This is a genomic window from Saccharothrix syringae (assembly GCF_009498035.1).
Taxonomy (GTDB): Bacteria; Actinomycetota; Actinomycetes; order Mycobacteriales; family Pseudonocardiaceae; genus Actinosynnema; species Actinosynnema syringae.
The window spans coordinates 4,594,740-4,610,054 of record NZ_CP034550.1; the positions used below are offsets into that span (position 1 = coordinate 4,594,740).

Sequence of the window (15,315 nt, forward strand, 5' to 3'; positions counted from 1 at the left end):
TGCCGGGCGCCGGGAGGGGTGGCCCACCGCGCCGACCCGGCCACCGGCCCGGCGCGAACCCACTAGGGTGGTGAGCCGGACCAGCCCCGAGGAACCGCCATGTCGCACGTACCCGATCCGCCCGCGCCCGTCCGCGTGGTCCTGGTCGAGGACCACCACCTCGTGGCCGAGGCGATCCGGCTGGCCTGGGAGGACTCCGACGAGGTCGAGGTGGTCGCGACGGCGGGCTCGGTGGCCGCCGCCGTGGCGGAGGTCGGGCACCACCGGCCCGACGTGGTCCTGCTCGACCGCCGACTGCCCGACGGCGACGGCCTCGACGCGGTGCCGAGCCTCGTCGGCGCCGGGGCCCGGGTGCTCGTGCTGACCGGCGAGGCGACCGTGTCCGCGGCCTCCCGCGCCGCCGAGTCCGGCGCGGCCGGCCTGGTGCTCAAGTCGTCCCGGCTGGACGAGCTGACCGCCGCGGTGCGGCGGGTGGCGGCCGGCGAGGTGGTGTTCGACGGCGCCCTGCTCGCCGGTGTGCTGGGCCGGCTGACCGGGCGCACCGCCCCCGCGGGCGTGGCGCTGACCACGCGGGAGCGGGAAGCCCTGCTGCTGCTCGCCGAGGGCGCCAGCACCGACGAGATGGGCGAGCGGATGGGCGTGGCCCGCAACACCGTGCGCAACCACGTCCAGCGGGTGCTGGAGAAGCTGGGCGCGCGGTCGAAGCTGGAGGCGGTGGCCATCGCGCGTCGTGCCGGGTTGCTCGACTGAGGGGCTGGTGGTGGGCTCGTCCCGGGCCGGCCATCGCACCTCGGGTCGTTCGGCCGACGGGCCGGCTGGTGCACCTGCACCAGCCGCACCGGTGACGCTGCGTCTGGGCCGCCGGCCCCCCGTGCCCCATCGTGGTGACGTGGACCTCTCCTTGTCGAACCCCGTGGCGGAGTTCAGCGCGCCGATCGGGAGGGGCGCGGCCGCGCTGGCCCGCGAGTTCGTGCGCAAGACCCTGACCGACTGGAACTACCGCGGCAACCACGACGACGTCGTCCTGGTCGCCTCCGAGCTGGTCACCAACACCCTGCGCCACACCGCGGGTGCCCCGCTGCTCCGGCTGGCCGGCCTGGCCCGCGGCCTGCGGATCGAGGTCTCCGACGACAGCCCCGTGCTGCCCGCGCCGCGCGCGGTGGGCGCGTCGGGCGGGTGGGGGCTGGCGCTGGTCCAGCGGTTGACCGCGCGCTGGGGCGCGGAGCCCCGGCCGGGCGGCAAGGTCGTGTGGTGCGAGATGCCCGCGCGCTGAGCGTCGCGGCCCGGGTGACGACGCAATTCGCCGTGGTGGACAGTGTGGCCATGTCCACCGACTTCCCCCATCCGCTCGACCCCTACGGACGTCCACCGGTGGAGGCGTACCGCCTGCTCGTCGAGAGCGTCGTCGACTACGCGATCTTCCTGCTCGACCCGTCCGGTCGGGTGGTGAGCTGGAACGCGGGCGCGGAGCGGATCAAGGGCTACCGGGCCGAGGACATCGTGGGCAGGCACTTCTCCGTGTTCTACCCCGCCGAGGAGCTGGCCACCCGCAAGCCCTGGTACGAGCTGGAGGTGGCCGCCGAGGTCGGGCGGTTCGAGGACGAGGGCTGGCGGCTGCGCAAGGACGGCTCGCGGTTCTGGGCCAACGTGGTGATCACCGCCCTGGTCGACGACGCCGGGCGGCTGCGCGGGTTCGCCAAGGTCACCCGGGACCTGACCGAGCGGCGGCGCACCGAGCAGGCGCTGCACGAGCAGCGCAGGCTGGTCGGCCACCTGGTGGAGGCGCAGGAGCTGGAGCGCCGCCGCATCGCGTGGGACGTGCACGACGACTCGATCCAGGCCATGGTCGCGGTCGGCATGCGGCTGCAGCTGCTGGCCGACCGGCTGCCGGCCGAGCACGTCCCCGCGGTGCGCCGGCTCGACGAGACGGTGCAGGAGGCCATCACCCGCCTGCGCGGGCTGGTGTTCCGGCTGCGGCCCCCGGAGCTGGACCGGTACGGCCTGGTCGAGGCGCTGGACCGCTACCTCGCCGACGTGACCGCCTCCTGGGACCTCGGCTACCGGCTGCGGCACTCGCTCGACCACGAGCCGCCCGCGGACCAGGCGATCACCATCTTCCGCATCTGCCAGGAAGCCATCAGCAACGTCCACAAGCACGCCCGGGCGACCACGATCGACATCACGCTGTCCTCGGTCGACCGCGGCACGCTCGTCGAGGTCGCCGACGACGGCGTCGGGGTCGGCGCGCCGCCGGACCGCAACGCGTTCGAGCACTTCGGCACCATCGAGATGCGGGAGCGGGCGGAGACCGCGGGCGGCTGGTGGTCGCTGACCGACCGGCCCGGCGGCGGCGCCTCGGTGCAGTTCTGGCTCCCGACACCGGAGGGGGGCGACGGGTGACGCCCGACAAGCTCAGCGTGGTCATCTCCGACGACGACGCCCTGATCCGCGACGCACTGCGCGAGGTCCTGGACGCCGAACCGGACCTGGAGGTCGTCGGGGTCGCCGCCGACGCCGACGAGGCCATCGCCCTGACCAGGCGGTACGCGCCCGCGGTCGTGGTGCTCGACGTCCGCATGCCCGGCGGTGGCGGTGGCCGCGCGGCCCGCGAGATCAGCCGGTTGGCGCCGGGCACCGGCATCCTGGCGCTGTCCGCCCACGCCGACCAGGCCGCCGTGGAGGAGATCCTGCGCGCCGGGGTGGCCGAGTACGTGGTCAAGGGCGCGCCCAACCGTGACATAGTGGCTGCCGTCCGTCGGCTGGGCACTGGTAGAACGTCGGGGTGAGACCGCAGCCCACCGCGGGAGCCGCCGTGATCGAGCAGTTCGAGCCAGTGCCGTTCGACCTGGAGGTGCGCGTCGCCCGGGTGGGCACCACGCACGTCGTCACCGTTTCGGGTGAATTAGACGTGGATACCGCGCCACCGGTCCGCAACGCCGTCGACCGCGCGCTGGACGAGCGGCCGCCGTCGCTGGTCCTGGACCTGACCGGGTTGGCGTTCTTCGGCTCGCCGGGCCTGTCGCTGCTGGTGTCGGCCCGCGAGCGGGCCGAGGAGGCCGGCGGGGAGTTCGCGGTCGTGGCCACCGGCCGCGCCGTGCTGCGCCCCCTGGAGGTCACCGGCGTCCTGGGCCTGCTCGACGTGCGGGCCAGCCTGGCCGACGCCCTCTCGGGGTGACCCGGGGCCGTGTCGGCCGGATCACCCCCGTGAGGCGACGCACACGGGCCCGTTCGTCGTGCGGGTTCGTCGGTCCGCCTCGGACACTGGAGGGGTGACCGCACAGCCGCCGCTGATCTCGCCCACCCGGATCTACCTGGAGCCCGCCGCGGCGGAGCTGCCGCGCGGCCGGGAGGTGCTGGACCGGTTCCCCGACGCCGAGCTGGTCGAGGTGGCGGGCCACTGGCAGATCCCGGAGCTGCACGGCGACGAGGCCAACGCCCGCCGCTGGGTGCGCATCAAGCGGGAGGCGCTGGTGCTGGGGGTGAAGAAGTCGCTCAGCGCCCGGCCCAACGGCCGGTCGGCGCACTTCATCGCCCCGTCCACGGCCAACGGGTGCGCGATGGCGTGCGCGTACTGCTACGTGCCGCGCCGCAAGGGCTACTCCAACCCGATCACGGTGTTCGCCAACATCGAGCAGATCACCGGCTACCTGGCCCGGCACGTGGCGCGGCAGGGGGCCATGGCGCAGCCCGACCAGGTCGACGACCGGGCGTGGGTCTACGACATCGGGGAGAACTCGGACTGCTCCGTCGACGCGCTGGTCAGCGACAACGTGCGCGACCTGGTGGAGCTGTTCCGCGGCCTGCCGACGGCCAAGGCGTCGTTCGCCACCAAGTACGTCAACCGGGACCTGCTGGACTGGGACCCGCGAGGCCGGACCCGCGTGCGGTTCTCGCTGATGCCCGAGCGCACCGCCAAGCTGCTCGACATCCGCACCAGCCCGGTGGCCGAGCGGCTGGCCGCCCTGGACGACTTCCGCGCCGCGGGCTACGAGGTGCACGTCAACCTCAGCCCGGTGGTGGTGCACGACGGGTGGCTGGAGGACTGGCGGGAGCTGCTGGAGGCGCTGGGTGACGCGGCCTCGCCGGAGACCAGGGCGCAGCTGGCGGCGGAGGTGATCATGCTGACGCACAACCGGGCGCTGCACGAGGTGAACCTGCGCTGGCACCCGCGGGCGGAGGAACTGCTCTGGCGGCCGGGGCTCCAGGAGGTCAAGCGCAGCGAGGGCGGCGGGGTCAACGTCCGGTACCGGGCGGGGCTCAAGCGGGGGCTGCTCGACGAGCTGCTGGCGCTGATCGACCGGCACGCGCCTTACCTGCGGGTGCGCTACGCGTTCTGACCGACCGGCGGCTGGGTCTCGTGCAGCGGGGGTGAGGCTCGACGGGGAGGGGCATCCCTCCGTCAGGTGGGCAGGGTTGCATGGCGGAACTCACGGACCGGTCGGGAGACGAGCACCGGGGGCAGCAGCGGATCGGTGAAGTCCACCAGCACCGGACGACCCGGTTCCGGCGCGCGGTGAAGCAGTTGGCCGCTGCCGCCGGGAAGTACCCGGAGATGGTTGACGTGCGGGACCTGGTGCGGCGGATCGAGCGGACAACAGGAGCGATGACCTCCGCGTAGTCGGTCGGCCGCCCGTGCGAGCCACCAGCCGGTCCACGTCGCGTCGCCGCAACGCGACCGCGCGGTCCGGTTTGGGCGAGCAGCGGGTGGGACGTGCCCATCAGTCCTCATCGGAATCGCGGCACTCGGCCGGGTCGGCGCAGAGCGAGGCGCGGGAGGTGCCGGCCGGGCGGCGACCCTCGGTGCCGCGCCGCGCAGGGGCAGCCGAGGACTTGACCACCCGGCCGGACGGGGTGCGGGTCGGGTGGTTCAGCCCGCCCTCGGCCGGCACCCGAGGGCCGATCCCGCCCATCGCGCCACCGACCCGCCGGCTGGTCGGGTTGCCGGGCACCACGGCCTTCAACGCGGTGGGGATCGCGTCCGCTGCCATGGCGCCAAGCCCGGACGGGTGTCCGGAACGTGGACGAACAGCCCGAACCCCGGGCGAAGCGACCGCGGTGGTTTCGCCGGCAGCGGAACCCCTGCCCCGGGCCGCCGCGCAGGGGCCAGGATGGCGCCATGGCGGACATCCTCCCCTTCGACCGCGAGCGCACCCGTGAGCGCAGCCGGGAACGCGCCGCAGAGCGCACCCGCGCGCCGGAACCCCTGTGGCGCGAGGTGCTGGGCCGGAGCCTGCGGGCGGCCAGGGAGGAGCGGGGCAGCCGCCTCGTCGACGTCGCGGAGCGGGCGGGCATCTCGCCCCAGTACCTGTCGGAGATCGAGCGCGGCCGCAAGGAGCCCTCCAGCGAGATGATCGCCGCGGTCACCGGGGCGCTCGGCGTCGACCTGGCCGACCTGCTCGTCGACCTGGCGCACCACGTCCGGCGGACCCGGGGCGCGGGCACGGGTCCCGCGGTCGACCGCCGCCCCTCGGGACCCGTGCTCCTGGCCGCCTGAGCCCTCAGGCCCGGCGGTCCAGGACGTGGTCCGCGAGGCCGTAGGCGACGGCGCCCGCCGCGTCGAACACGCGGTCCCGGTCGGTGTCGTGCCGGAGCTGCCCGACGTCGCGGCCGGTGTGCCGGGACAGCACCTCCTCCAGCTGGGTGCGCACCCGCACGACCTCGTCGGCCTGCAGGATCAGGTCGGGGATGGTGCCGCGGCCCCGCGCCGCCGGCTGGTGCAGCACCACCCTGGTGTGCGGCAGCACGAAGCGGTGCCCGGCCTCGCCCGCGGCCAGCAGCACCGCGCCCGCCGCCACCGCCTGGCCCACGCACGTCGTCGTCACCGGCGCCTTGATGTAGCGCATGGTGTCGTAGAGCGCGAGCATCGCGGACGGGTCGCCGCCCTCGCTGTTGATGTAGAGGTTGATCTCCCGGTCCGGGTTGTCCGCCTCCAGGTGCAGCAGCTGGGCGATCAGCGCGTTGGCCACGCCGGAGTCGATCGCGGTGCCGAGGTAGACGATCCGCTCCGACAGCAGGTGCGAGTAGACGTCCATGATCCGCTCGCCGCCCACGCCGCGGGTGATCACGTTGGGGATGGTGTAGGTGCTCATACGCGCGCCCCCCGCGCCGAGCCCAGGCCCAGGTCGTACGTGCGCACCGGCACGATCTGGTCGAGGCGCTGCACGACGTGGTCGATGAAGCCGTACTCGCGGGCCTCCTCGGCGGTGAACCAGCGGTCGTGCAGGGAGTCGGCGAAGATCCGCTCGACCGGCTGGCCGGTGTCCTGCGCGATGAGCCCCAGCACGGTGTCGCGGGTGTGCCGCAGGTCGTCGGCCTGCACCTCCACCTCGACCGCCGACCCGCCGATGCCCGCCGAGCCCTGGTGCATCAGGACGCGGGCGTGGGGGAGGGCGAAGCGCTTGCCCCGCGTGCCCGCGGACAGCAGGAACTGCCCCGCGCTGCACGCCAGGCCCAGCGCGAGCGTGGCCACGTCGCACGGCACCAGCCGCATCGCGTCGCGGATGGCCAGCATCGCGGGCACCGAGCCGCCCGGCGAGTGGATCCACAGCGCGATGTCCCGGCCGGGGTCGTCGGCGGCCAGGGAGAGCAGCTGGGTGGCCAGCACCGTGCCGTTGTCGTCGTCGAGCGGCCCGTCGAGGACCAGCACCCGCCGGCCGAGGAACCGCTCCCGGATGCGGTGGTCGAACAGCGGCTGTTTCGGGTTGTCGTCCATGCCCGCAACGATGCCGACCGCGCGGCGCCGCGCACGGGTCCCGCTGCTGTGGGCGGATCAGCCGACGGCGGACGGATCGGCGGACGGCAGGCGGATCGGCGGACGGCGGGCGGCGGGCGGCGGACGGATCAGCCAGCGGCGGGCGGATCGGCCGGTAGCGGGCGGGGTCAGAGCCCGACCGCGCCGTCGATGCGCTCCCGCAGCAGGTCGGCGTGCCCGTTGTGCCGCGCGTACTCCTCGACCAGGTGGACCAGCACCCAGCGCAGCGACACCTTGCCGCGCCACTCGTCCTCGCCCGTCACGCCCAGGTCGGTCGCGCGGGCCGCGAACCCCTCGGCGAACGCCACCTCCTCCCGCCACGCCGCCCACGCCTCGTCGACGCCCGCGGGCGTCGCGCCGTCGAAGTCGCCGTCCGGGTCGCTCGCCGAGGAGAACCGCGGCGGCGCGTCCCGCCCGGCCAGCACCCGCCGGAACCAGCGGCGCTCCACGTCGGCCAGGTGCCGCACCAGCCCCAGCAGCGACAGCGCGGACGGCTCGGCCGACCGCCGGGCCATGGCCTCGGCGCCCAGGCCCGAGCACTTGATCTCCAGCGTGGCCCGCTGCACGGCCAGCGAGTCGACCAGCAGCGCCCGCTCGTCGCCCGTGGCGCTGCGGCCGAGCCGGGGGTCCTGCTCCTCGGGGACGAAGAACTCCGCTCTCCTGCGCGTCATACCGCCATCATCACAGCAGTTCCGGGTCCTCCCCGGTCTCCACCAGCAACCGGGCCAGCTCCCGCAGCTTGGTGTTGCGCCGCTGCGAGGCGGTGACCAGCCGGTCGAACGCGACCTGGTCGGTCAGCCGGTGCCGCTCGATCATGATGCCCACGGCCTGCCCGATGACCTGGTGGCTGCGCACGGCCTGGCGCAACTGCTGCTCGGTGTCGGCGTGCCGGGCCGCGCGGCGCGCCCGGTCCAGCGCGGTGGCCAGGTTGGCGGCCAGCACGTCGGCGAGGATGCGCTCGTCGGCGCCGACCGCGCGCGGCCGGGGGAAGTGCACCCAGAACCGCCGGTCGCCCGCTTCGAGCAGCAGGCCGGGCACGGGGGCGCGGTGCGCCTCGGCGGGCACCGCGATGTCGGGGCCCAGCGGCACCACCTCGCCGTCGAACACCTCGCCGAAACCGGCGGTCGCGGCGTCGAGCAGCGCCACCGGGTCCAGCAGCGAGGTGAACCGGGTGGCCAGCTCCACCGCGGTCGCCCGCCGGGCGCGGGCGCCGTGGTCGCGGGTGACGTCGCGGACCGTGCCGACCACCAGCTCCCGGTGCCCGCACCGGTCCGCCACCACGCTGGTGGACACCTCCACCCGCACCGCGCCGCCGTCCCGCCGGCGGAACTCCAGCTCGTCGGTCGGCCGCGCGGGTTCCCGGCCGTCGGGCAGCCACGGCAGCGGCGGGGCGTACGGGGCGTCGGCCGGGCCCCAGCCGGTGATCCGCTCGAACGCGTCGTTGACCTCCAGCACCGTCCCGAACGCGTCGGCGACGAACACCCCGTCGTGCAGGGCGCGGACCACGGCGGCCCGCCACGCGGCGTCACGGGTGCGCTCGCCCGCGCGGACCAGGTTCGCCCGCAGCCGGGCCACCAGGTCCACCGAGGAGAACGGCTTGACCAGGTAGTCGTCGGCACCCGCGGCGAAGCCCCCGGCGGCGGCCTCCTCGCCCGCGCGGGCCGACAGCAGGACCACCGGCAGGTGCCGCGTCCCCGGGTTCGCGCGCAGCTCGCGCAGCAGGCCGAAGCCGTCCAGGCGCGGCATCATCACGTCGGCCAGGACCAGGTCCGGCGGCCGGCGGCGGACCCGCGCCAGCGCGTCCTCGCCGTCGCCGGACAGCTCGACGGAGAAGTGCCCGGCGAGCAGGTCCCGCAGGTAGCGGCGCAGGTCGGCGTTGTCCTCGGCGACCAGCAGCCGCGGCAGGTCGCCGTCGACCTCCTCGAACGGGGTGTTGGTCCAGGTCGCCGCCTCCTGGAGGTAGGGGGCGACCGCGTCGGCCGCCGGGGTGGCGTGCCCCGCCGCCGGGGCGCCCTCGCCGTAGGGCAGCAGCGCGGTGAACACCGAACCGCGGCCGGGTGCGGACTCCACCTCGATCGAGCCGCCCAGCAGGTGCAGCAGCTCCCGGACCATGGCCAGGCCGATGCCGCTGCCCTCGTGCGAGCGGCCCTCGGTGCCGCGCACCCGGTGGAACCGCTCGAACAGCCGGGGCAGCTCGTCGGCCGGGATGCCCACCCCGGTGTCGGCGACGGTCAGCCGCACCCGGTCGCCCGCGTCGCGCAGCGCCAGCCGCACCTCGCCCGCCGGCGTGTACTTCACCGCGTTGGACAGCAGGTTGAGCACCACCCGGTCCCACATGTCCCGGTCCACGTGCACCGGGCGCGGCAGGTCCGGGCAGTCCGCGGTGAACGCCAGGCCGGCGCGCTCGGCGGCGGGCGCGAAGTTGACCACCAGGTCGCGGGTCACCGCGGCCAGGTCGACCGCCACCCGCTCGGGCCGCAGCCTGCCGCCCTCGATGCGGGCGAAGTCGAGCATCCCGTCGACCAGGCGGCGCAGCCGCTCGGCGTTGCGCCCGGCCACCTCCAGCCGGGCGCGCTGCGCGTCGGGCAGGGGGTGGTCCCGGTCGGCCAGCGCGTCCTGCACGGGACCGGTGATCAGGGTCAGCGGGGTGCGCAGCTCGTGGTTGACGTTGGAGAAGAACACGGTCTTGGCGGCGTCCAGCTCGGCCAGGGCCCGGGCGCGCTCGCGCTGCGCCGCGTAGGCCCGCGCGCCGCCGACCGCCGTGCCCACGTGCCCGGCGATCAGGTCCACGAACGAGCGGTAGTCGGCGTCGAACGGCCGCCGCTCGTTGACCCCCACCACCAGCACCGCGCAGGCACCCGCCGAACCGGGCTCGACCACCGGGGTCGCGCGCACCGCGCCCCGCGCGGCGGCCCGCCCGGTGGCGGCGACCTCGGCGACCAGGTCCGCCACGTCCGGCGCGGCGCCCGTGGCCGCCACCCGGCGCGGGCCGGCGCCGTCGAGGAGGTGGATCTCGGCGAACCGGACGTCCTCGGCGTGCCGGGCGAGCACCGCCGCGGCCCGCGCGCACGCCTGGTCCACGTCGGTGCTGTCGACCAGCCCGGCGGCCAGCTCGCCCAGCGCGGCCAGGCGGCGGGTGCCGACGACCTCCTGGGTGGTCTCGGTGACGGCGCAGAACACGCCCGCGACGCCGGTCCCGTCCCCGATGGGGCTGTAGGAGAAGGTGAAGTAGCACTCCTCCAGGAACCCGTTGCGGTCCAGCAGCAGGAGCTGGTCCTCGGACCAGGTGGCGCCGCCGCCGGCCAGCACCCCGTCCAGCATGGGCCCGATGAGCGGCCAGATCTCCGGCCACACCCGCTTCCCGGGCGAGCCCATCGCCGCCGGGTGCTTGGAGGTGCCGAGCACCGGGCGGTAGGCGTCGTTGTAGATCATGACCAGCTCCGGGCCCCACCAGAGCAGGATGGGGAACCGGGAGGACAGGCACAGGCCGACGGCCGTGCGCAGGTCCCGCGGCCACCCGGCCATCGGTCCGAGGGGCGTCGCGGACCAGTCGAGGTCGCGCACCAGCCGTCCCGCCTCGCCACCCGCGGCCAGGACGTCCCGGGCCCAGTCGGGTGCACTGCCGCCTGCCGTCACCGCGGCCTCCCTACGCCGATCTCCGCAGCGACGGAAAAGTCTATAGCAAGTGCCCGCGGCCCGGCAAGCGGCCACCGCCCGCGGTCACCGGGTGCCGCGGCCGATCCGGACCGTCGGGGTGAGCGGGCGCAGCAGGTCCAGCACGGAGGAGAGCCGGGGGAGCGCGCCACCGGGCCGGCGGACCCACCGCACCGGGCCGTCGGCCGTCACGCTCGGCGGCAGCGGCAGGTAGCGGCCCCCGGTGACCAACCGCGCGTACGGCGGCAGCACGGGCGCGTGCACGCCGATCACGTCGACCAGGAAGGCCCACAGGACCGGGGTGAGCGCCAGGGCGGGCAGCTCGACGGGCACCTGCGCGGCGAGCCGGGCGTCCACCACCAGGCCGGCGATGCCCCGCCCGGTGGGCAGGTGCACGTTGCCGTCGGCCAGGACCAGTGGCCACCGCCTGCCGATGGCCAGGTCCTCCACGGTGGCGTGCAGCTCGTTGGCGTAGCGGGTGGCGGTGCAGGCCGCGGTGTCCTCCATTGCTCCCCCTTCGACAGGTGCGCTCGAACGGGGTTCGCGGGCGGGGCGGTCGCGGTTCGCCGTCGGGGTGGATGGGGCCGACGGGGTGAGCGGTGCCGGGGCCACCGGTTGGCGTGCCGTGCCCGGAACGGCCGGTGGCCCGGGGCCGCGCGCGACCCCGGGCCACCGCTCGCCGGTGCTAGAACGCCTGGTTGGCGAAACCGCGGCGGGCCGCCGCGGACAGGAAGGTCTGCCACGCCGAGGTGCTGGTGTGCGGGTCGCCGGTGACGCCCAGCCGCGACTTGGCGGTGGTGAACGCGCTCGTCGTCAGCGGGCCCCAGATGCCGTCCACGGCCAGGCCGGAGTTCATGAAGTTGTTGCACAGGGACTGCACGAACTTCGTGTCGCTCTCCGAGCCGGTGACGCAGCGGGCGGGCAGCCCGCCGAAGTCGGAGTGGATGTGGTCGGCGTGGTCGGCGTTGTACCAGCCGTCCAGCACGTACCGGAACCGCCGCCGGCACACCGCGTCCACCGCCAGGTACCGGCGGCGCGTGGCCTGGGTGCCGGAGGCGTGCTCGCGGTCCAGCGGCGAGCAGGTCTGGCCGCCGCTCCACCGGACGTGGTCGAGGTCCATCGCGGTGCCCGCGCCGTGCTCGCCGGGCTTGTTCACGTAGAAGCCCGCCGACACCAGGTAGGTGATGCTGCCGTAGGCCGACGACAGGGACCGCAGGTCCCGGATCCACAGCACCAGGCTGTCGTAGAACTCCTGGGTCGCCTGCCAGTTGCGCAGCGTGGTGTCGCCGCGGCTGGAGCGCCAGTAGTAGACCGGCGTGCCGTCGATGCGCTGGAACGTGATCATCGGGTCGCCTCCGCGGTGATCAGGCGGCCACCGGCCAGCCAGGCCGAGCGGGCGCCCACGACGCCCAGCGCCTTCGCGTCCGCGGGCACGGCGGGCTGCCGCCGGTCCGCGTCGAGGAAGCCGGTCAGCGGGACCGCCTCGACCAGCTCGTTGCCGACCCAGTGCACGCCGCCGCCGAGCGCGGCCAGGCCGCGCACCGCGACGCCGTCCAGCCGGGGCCGGGCGGTCCAGTTCACGCCGTCGGCGGAGGTGTGCAGGACGGTGCCGACCCGGTCGACCGCCGCCGCGACCCAGCCGCCGGGGGTGCGGGCCACCGCGGTGGCGGCCAGGCCGTCGGTCCACTCCAGGCCGCGCACGCGCACGGTCGCCCAGCCGGAGGCGGTGCGGCGGGCCGCGATGCGGACCACCGAGGCCCGCTCCTGCTTGACCACGGAGCCGAGCGCCAGCCCGCCGCCGACGGCGGTGAACTGCGAGCCCACGCCGTGCAGGCGGCGCACCTCGTGCCAGGCGGTGCCGTCGGTGGACTCCCAGATCGCCGCGACCGGCTGGTCGCCGCCGAGCGAGCCGACCGCGACCAGCCGGTCGCCGTCGACGGTCGCGTCGACCAGGTCCGCGGTGCCGAGGCCGGTGGTGATGCGCACCGAGCCGCTCTCGTCGAGCAGCGCCCACTGGCCGTCGACCCGCGTGAGCGCGGCGGGGGTGCCGTCCGGGGCGAGCAGCGCGCCCGCGGTCTCGCCCGGTGCGGCAGCCGCCGCGCGGGCCGGTGTTGCGGTGGTGGTGACCAGGGCCGCGGTCGCCGCGGCTCCCAGCACGAACGTTCGCCGATCGAGCACGTCAGTCCTTTCGGGGCAGGGGGAAGTGCTGACGTGGCGCAGGGCCGGTTGGAAGATTTCCAACGACGAGTATTGAACCGGCCGGGAGCGAGGGCAATGGTCCGTTCCGCCCAAAACATCAACAACCGCCGGCGGTGAACGGGCGTGCGCGGAGTAGGATGGCACCCGTTCGCGACTGGCGTGCCGAGGGTGGAACCGACCACCGGGGAGCGAGGCCGGAACGCACCGCGCGCCTGGGTGCCACGGCAGCGCTCGCGCGCGCGTGGAGGCAGTCGTGCACGAACCCGCCATCCCGTCGTTGACCGGTGCCGACCCCGAGGTCGCCCGCCTGGTCCAGGCCGAGGCCCGCCGCCAGTTCGAGAAGGTCCGGCTCATCGCCTCGGAGAACTACGTCTCGACCGCCGTGCTGGAAGCCACCGGCTCGGTGCTGACCAACAAGTACTCGGAGGGCTACGCCGGTCGGCGGTACTACGAGGGCCAGCAGGTGGTCGACCCGGTGGAGGAGCTGGCCGTCACCCGGGCCAGGACCCTGTTCGGGGTGGACCACGCCAACGTCCAGCCCTACTCCGGCTCACCGGCCAACCTCGCCGTGTACCTGGCGTTCCTGGAGCCGGGCGACACCGTCATGGGCATGGCCCTGCCCGCCGGCGGCCACCTCACCCACGGCTGGGGCGTGTCGGCCACCGGCAAGTGGTTCCGCAGCGTCCAGTACGGGGTGCGCAAGGAGACCGGCGTGGTGGACCTCGACGAGGTCCGCGACCTGGCCCGCGCCGAACGCCCCAAGGTGATCTTCTGCGGCGGCACGGCCATCCCGCGCACCATCGACTTCCCGGCCTTCGCCGAGGTCGCCCGCGAGGTCGGCGCCGTGCTGGTGGCCGACATCGCGCACATCGCGGGCCTGGTCGCCGGCGGCGCGCACCCGTCACCGGTCGGCCACGCCCAGGTGATCACCACGACCACCCACAAGACCCTGCGCGGCCCGCGCGGCGCGATGATCCTCAGCGACGCCGAGCACGCCAAGGCCGTGGACAAGGCCGTGTTCCCCGGTTTGCAGGGCGGCCCGCACAACCACACCACGGCGGCGATCGCGGTGGCGCTCGGTGAGGCGCTGGACCCGGGGTTCGGGCTCTACGCGCACGCGGTGGTGCAGAACGCCAAGGCGCTGGCGGCCGCGCTGGTCGAGCGCGGGTTCGAGCTGGTGTCCGGCGGTACCGACAACCACCTGGTGCTGGTGGACCTGACGAGCAAGGGGATCGGGGGCAAGCCGGCCGCCAAGGCCATGGACCGGGCCGGGATCGAGGCGAACTACAACACGGTGCCGTTCGACCCGCGCAAGCCGTTCGACCCGTCCGGGGTGCGGCTGGGCACGGCCGCGATCACCACGCGGGGGTTGACGGTCGAGCAGATGCCGCAGGTGGCGGCGTGGATCGACCGGGCCGTGGCGGCGGTGGGGGACGAGGGTGAGCTGGACCGGATCGCCGCGGAGGTGGCGGAGCTGATGGCGGGGTACCCGATGCCGGGCTGGGCCTGAGGTTTCGGGGCGGCTGCCTGGGCTGGGGTTGAGGTGCCCGGCCCGGTGGCGGGTTGGTGCCCGGTGGCGGGTTGGTGCCCGGGGGTGGTTGGTGCCCGGTGGCGGGTGGCGGGTGGCGGGTGGCGGGTGGCGGGTGGCGGGTGGCGGGTTGGCCGGCCCGGGGTGCCGGCCTCCCCTCAGCCCAGCCCCGGCCGGGCGCAGCGGACCGCGTCGGCCAACCGCGCCACGTCCTCGCGGAACGTCTCGTGCCGGACGGTGACGCACCCGGTGCCCGGCAGCGGGTCGGCGGGCGGCTCGGCCCCGTCGACCAGCACCGGGATCACCGGCACCGACCGGGTCCGCGCCGCCTCGACGTGCCCGAGCACGGCCTCCGTCGGCGCCCAGCCCGGCCCGATCACGGCCAGCAGCACGTCGCACTGCGCCACGTCGCCCACCACCGACCGGCCGATGTCGTCGAGCCGGTCGGCGATCCGGCCCGCCAGGTGCAGGTCCTGCGGCCGGTGGCTGAGGAACAGCCGGGCGGGCCGCTCGGCGGGCGGCAGCTCGATCCCGGCCAGCACGGCGAACGCCCGGTCCCGCACGTCGGCGGTCGGCACCCCGGAGCGCGCCAGCACGTCCGGCGCCACGCCGTCGTCCTCCGCGAGCAGCCCCAGCAGCAGGTGCTCGGTGTCGACCCGGCGGTGCCCGAGCGCGAACGCCTCCCGCACCGCCGCGGCCAGCGCCCGCTTGGCGCCGGGGGTGAAGGGGAGGTGGCCGGGCACCGGCAGGCTGCCCCGGCCGTCGAGCGCCCGCACGTGCGCCCGGCAGCCGGGCAGCGACAGGCCCAGCGACCCGAGCACGGCCGCCGCCGCGCCGCCCTGGCCGAGCAGGCCCAGCAGCAGGTGCCCGGTGCTGATGGAGGTGTGGTTGAGCCCCCGCGCCTCCTGGAGCGCGAGCGCGGAGACCCGTTGCGCCCCGTCCGTGAACCGCTCCGACATCAGTCCTTCGCCACCGCTCGACCCGGCACGGGTGCTTCCAGGCGACGCACCCCGAGCGGACGCGTCGCAAGCCACCGCGTCGCAAGCCACCGCGCCCCGAGCCACCGCGCCCCCGGGCGGCGCCGCTCCCCGCCTCCGGGCCGGGGAACCGAGGTGCCCCCGGGGGTGCGTTCGGTCGATGTGTCAGGCACCCCGGCCCCCTCCGCGCTCGGCCTGTGACCAGT

At 75.4% G+C, this 15,315-nt stretch carries 18 protein-coding genes and 1 riboswitch; of the genes, 9 read left to right on the plus strand and 9 right to left on the minus strand.

Going from position 1 to position 15,315, the window contains the following annotated elements; all coding sequences use genetic code 11:
* The first annotated feature begins 99 nt into the window (after nucleotides 1-99).
* From EKG83_RS19930 to EKG83_RS19960, 7 genes are all read left to right on the plus strand, one after another.
* Nucleotides 100-750: a response regulator transcription factor gene (locus tag EKG83_RS19930; RefSeq protein WP_033433120.1), complete on the plus strand. Its 651-nt coding sequence runs from the start codon at nucleotides 100-102 to the stop codon at nucleotides 748-750.
* Between the two features lie 139 nt (nucleotides 751-889).
* On the plus strand, nucleotides 890-1,273 hold the full coding sequence (locus EKG83_RS19935; protein WP_051766401.1) for an ATP-binding protein: 384 nt from the start codon (nucleotides 890-892) through the stop codon (nucleotides 1,271-1,273).
* Between the two features lie 50 nt (nucleotides 1,274-1,323).
* Entirely contained in the window at nucleotides 1,324-2,400 is a 1,077-nt protein-coding gene (locus EKG83_RS19940; RefSeq protein WP_033433159.1) for a PAS domain-containing sensor histidine kinase, read from the plus strand.
* A complete protein-coding gene (locus tag EKG83_RS19945) occupies nucleotides 2,397-2,786 on the plus strand; it encodes a response regulator (protein WP_228122712.1) in 390 nt (129 codons plus the stop codon). Before EKG83_RS19940 ends, EKG83_RS19945 begins: the two co-directional genes overlap by 4 nt.
* Nucleotides 2,787-2,851: 65 nt before the next feature.
* The gene (locus EKG83_RS19950) at nucleotides 2,852-3,175 is read left to right on the plus strand and encodes an STAS domain-containing protein (RefSeq protein ID WP_228122894.1); all 324 of its coding nucleotides are present in this window, start codon (nucleotides 2,852-2,854) and stop codon (nucleotides 3,173-3,175) included.
* 94 nt (nucleotides 3,176-3,269) lie between these two features.
* Complete coding sequence (locus EKG83_RS19955) at nucleotides 3,270-4,337, plus strand: spore photoproduct lyase family protein (protein ID WP_033433122.1); 1,068 nt, start codon at nucleotides 3,270-3,272, stop codon at nucleotides 4,335-4,337.
* Nucleotides 4,338-4,417: 80 nt separating this feature from the next.
* Entirely contained in the window at nucleotides 4,418-4,618 is a 201-nt protein-coding gene (locus tag EKG83_RS19960) for a hypothetical protein (protein WP_033433123.1), read from the plus strand.
* Nucleotides 4,619-4,718: 100 nt separating this feature from the next.
* Here the strand turns inward: EKG83_RS19960 and EKG83_RS19965 are convergent, their stop codons facing one another.
* Nucleotides 4,719-4,988: a hypothetical protein gene (locus EKG83_RS19965; protein ID WP_033433124.1), complete on the minus strand. Its 270-nt coding sequence runs from the start codon at nucleotides 4,986-4,988 to the stop codon at nucleotides 4,719-4,721.
* 128 nt (nucleotides 4,989-5,116) lie between these two features.
* Between EKG83_RS19965 and EKG83_RS19970 the strand changes: the two genes are divergently transcribed.
* Nucleotides 5,117-5,494 (plus strand): helix-turn-helix domain-containing protein, encoded by a 378-nt coding sequence (locus tag EKG83_RS19970; RefSeq protein ID WP_033433125.1) that lies wholly within the window; start codon nucleotides 5,117-5,119, stop codon nucleotides 5,492-5,494.
* A 4-nt stretch (nucleotides 5,495-5,498) separates the two neighbouring features.
* Here EKG83_RS19970 and EKG83_RS19975 read toward each other — a convergent pair whose 3' ends face one another.
* The 7 genes from EKG83_RS19975 to EKG83_RS20005 form a co-directional block, all read right to left on the minus strand.
* A complete protein-coding gene (locus tag EKG83_RS19975) occupies nucleotides 5,499-6,089 on the minus strand; it encodes a ClpP family protease (protein ID WP_033433126.1) in 591 nt (196 codons plus the stop codon).
* Nucleotides 6,086-6,712, minus strand: a complete 627-nt coding sequence (locus EKG83_RS19980; RefSeq protein ID WP_033433127.1) for a ClpP family protease — start codon at nucleotides 6,710-6,712, stop codon at nucleotides 6,086-6,088. The genes EKG83_RS19975 and EKG83_RS19980 overlap by 4 nt, the downstream gene beginning before the upstream one ends.
* Nucleotides 6,713-6,879: 167 nt before the next feature.
* Nucleotides 6,880-7,422 carry a DinB family protein gene (locus EKG83_RS19985; protein WP_033433128.1) on the minus strand — a complete coding sequence of 181 codons (543 nt, stop codon included), beginning with the start codon at nucleotides 7,420-7,422 and terminating at the stop codon, nucleotides 6,880-6,882.
* Nucleotides 7,423-7,432: 10 nt separating this feature from the next.
* A complete protein-coding gene (locus EKG83_RS19990; protein ID WP_051766402.1) occupies nucleotides 7,433-10,387 on the minus strand; it encodes an ATP-binding protein in 2,955 nt (984 codons plus the stop codon).
* Nucleotides 10,388-10,471: 84 nt separating this feature from the next.
* Entirely contained in the window at nucleotides 10,472-10,912 is a 441-nt protein-coding gene (locus EKG83_RS19995) for a hypothetical protein (RefSeq protein WP_033433129.1), read from the minus strand.
* 178 nt (nucleotides 10,913-11,090) lie between these two features.
* On the minus strand, nucleotides 11,091-11,750 hold the full coding sequence (locus tag EKG83_RS20000; RefSeq protein WP_033433130.1) for an extensin family protein: 660 nt from the start codon (nucleotides 11,748-11,750) through the stop codon (nucleotides 11,091-11,093).
* On the minus strand, nucleotides 11,747-12,583 hold the full coding sequence (locus tag EKG83_RS20005; RefSeq protein WP_033433131.1) for a hypothetical protein: 837 nt from the start codon (nucleotides 12,581-12,583) through the stop codon (nucleotides 11,747-11,749). The genes EKG83_RS20000 and EKG83_RS20005 overlap by 4 nt, the downstream gene beginning before the upstream one ends.
* A 161-nt stretch (nucleotides 12,584-12,744) precedes the next feature.
* Nucleotides 12,745-12,829: riboswitch (ZMP/ZTP riboswitch) on the plus strand.
* Between the two features lie 28 nt (nucleotides 12,830-12,857).
* Between EKG83_RS20005 and EKG83_RS20010 the strand changes: the two genes are divergently transcribed.
* Nucleotides 12,858-14,114 (plus strand): serine hydroxymethyltransferase, encoded by a 1,257-nt coding sequence (locus EKG83_RS20010; RefSeq protein WP_033433132.1) that lies wholly within the window; start codon nucleotides 12,858-12,860, stop codon nucleotides 14,112-14,114.
* A 176-nt stretch (nucleotides 14,115-14,290) separates the two neighbouring features.
* Here EKG83_RS20010 and EKG83_RS20015 read toward each other — a convergent pair whose 3' ends face one another.
* Entirely contained in the window at nucleotides 14,291-15,091 is an 801-nt protein-coding gene (locus EKG83_RS20015; protein ID WP_033431648.1) for a Clp protease N-terminal domain-containing protein, read from the minus strand.
* Between the last annotated feature and the right edge of the window lie 224 nt (nucleotides 15,092-15,315).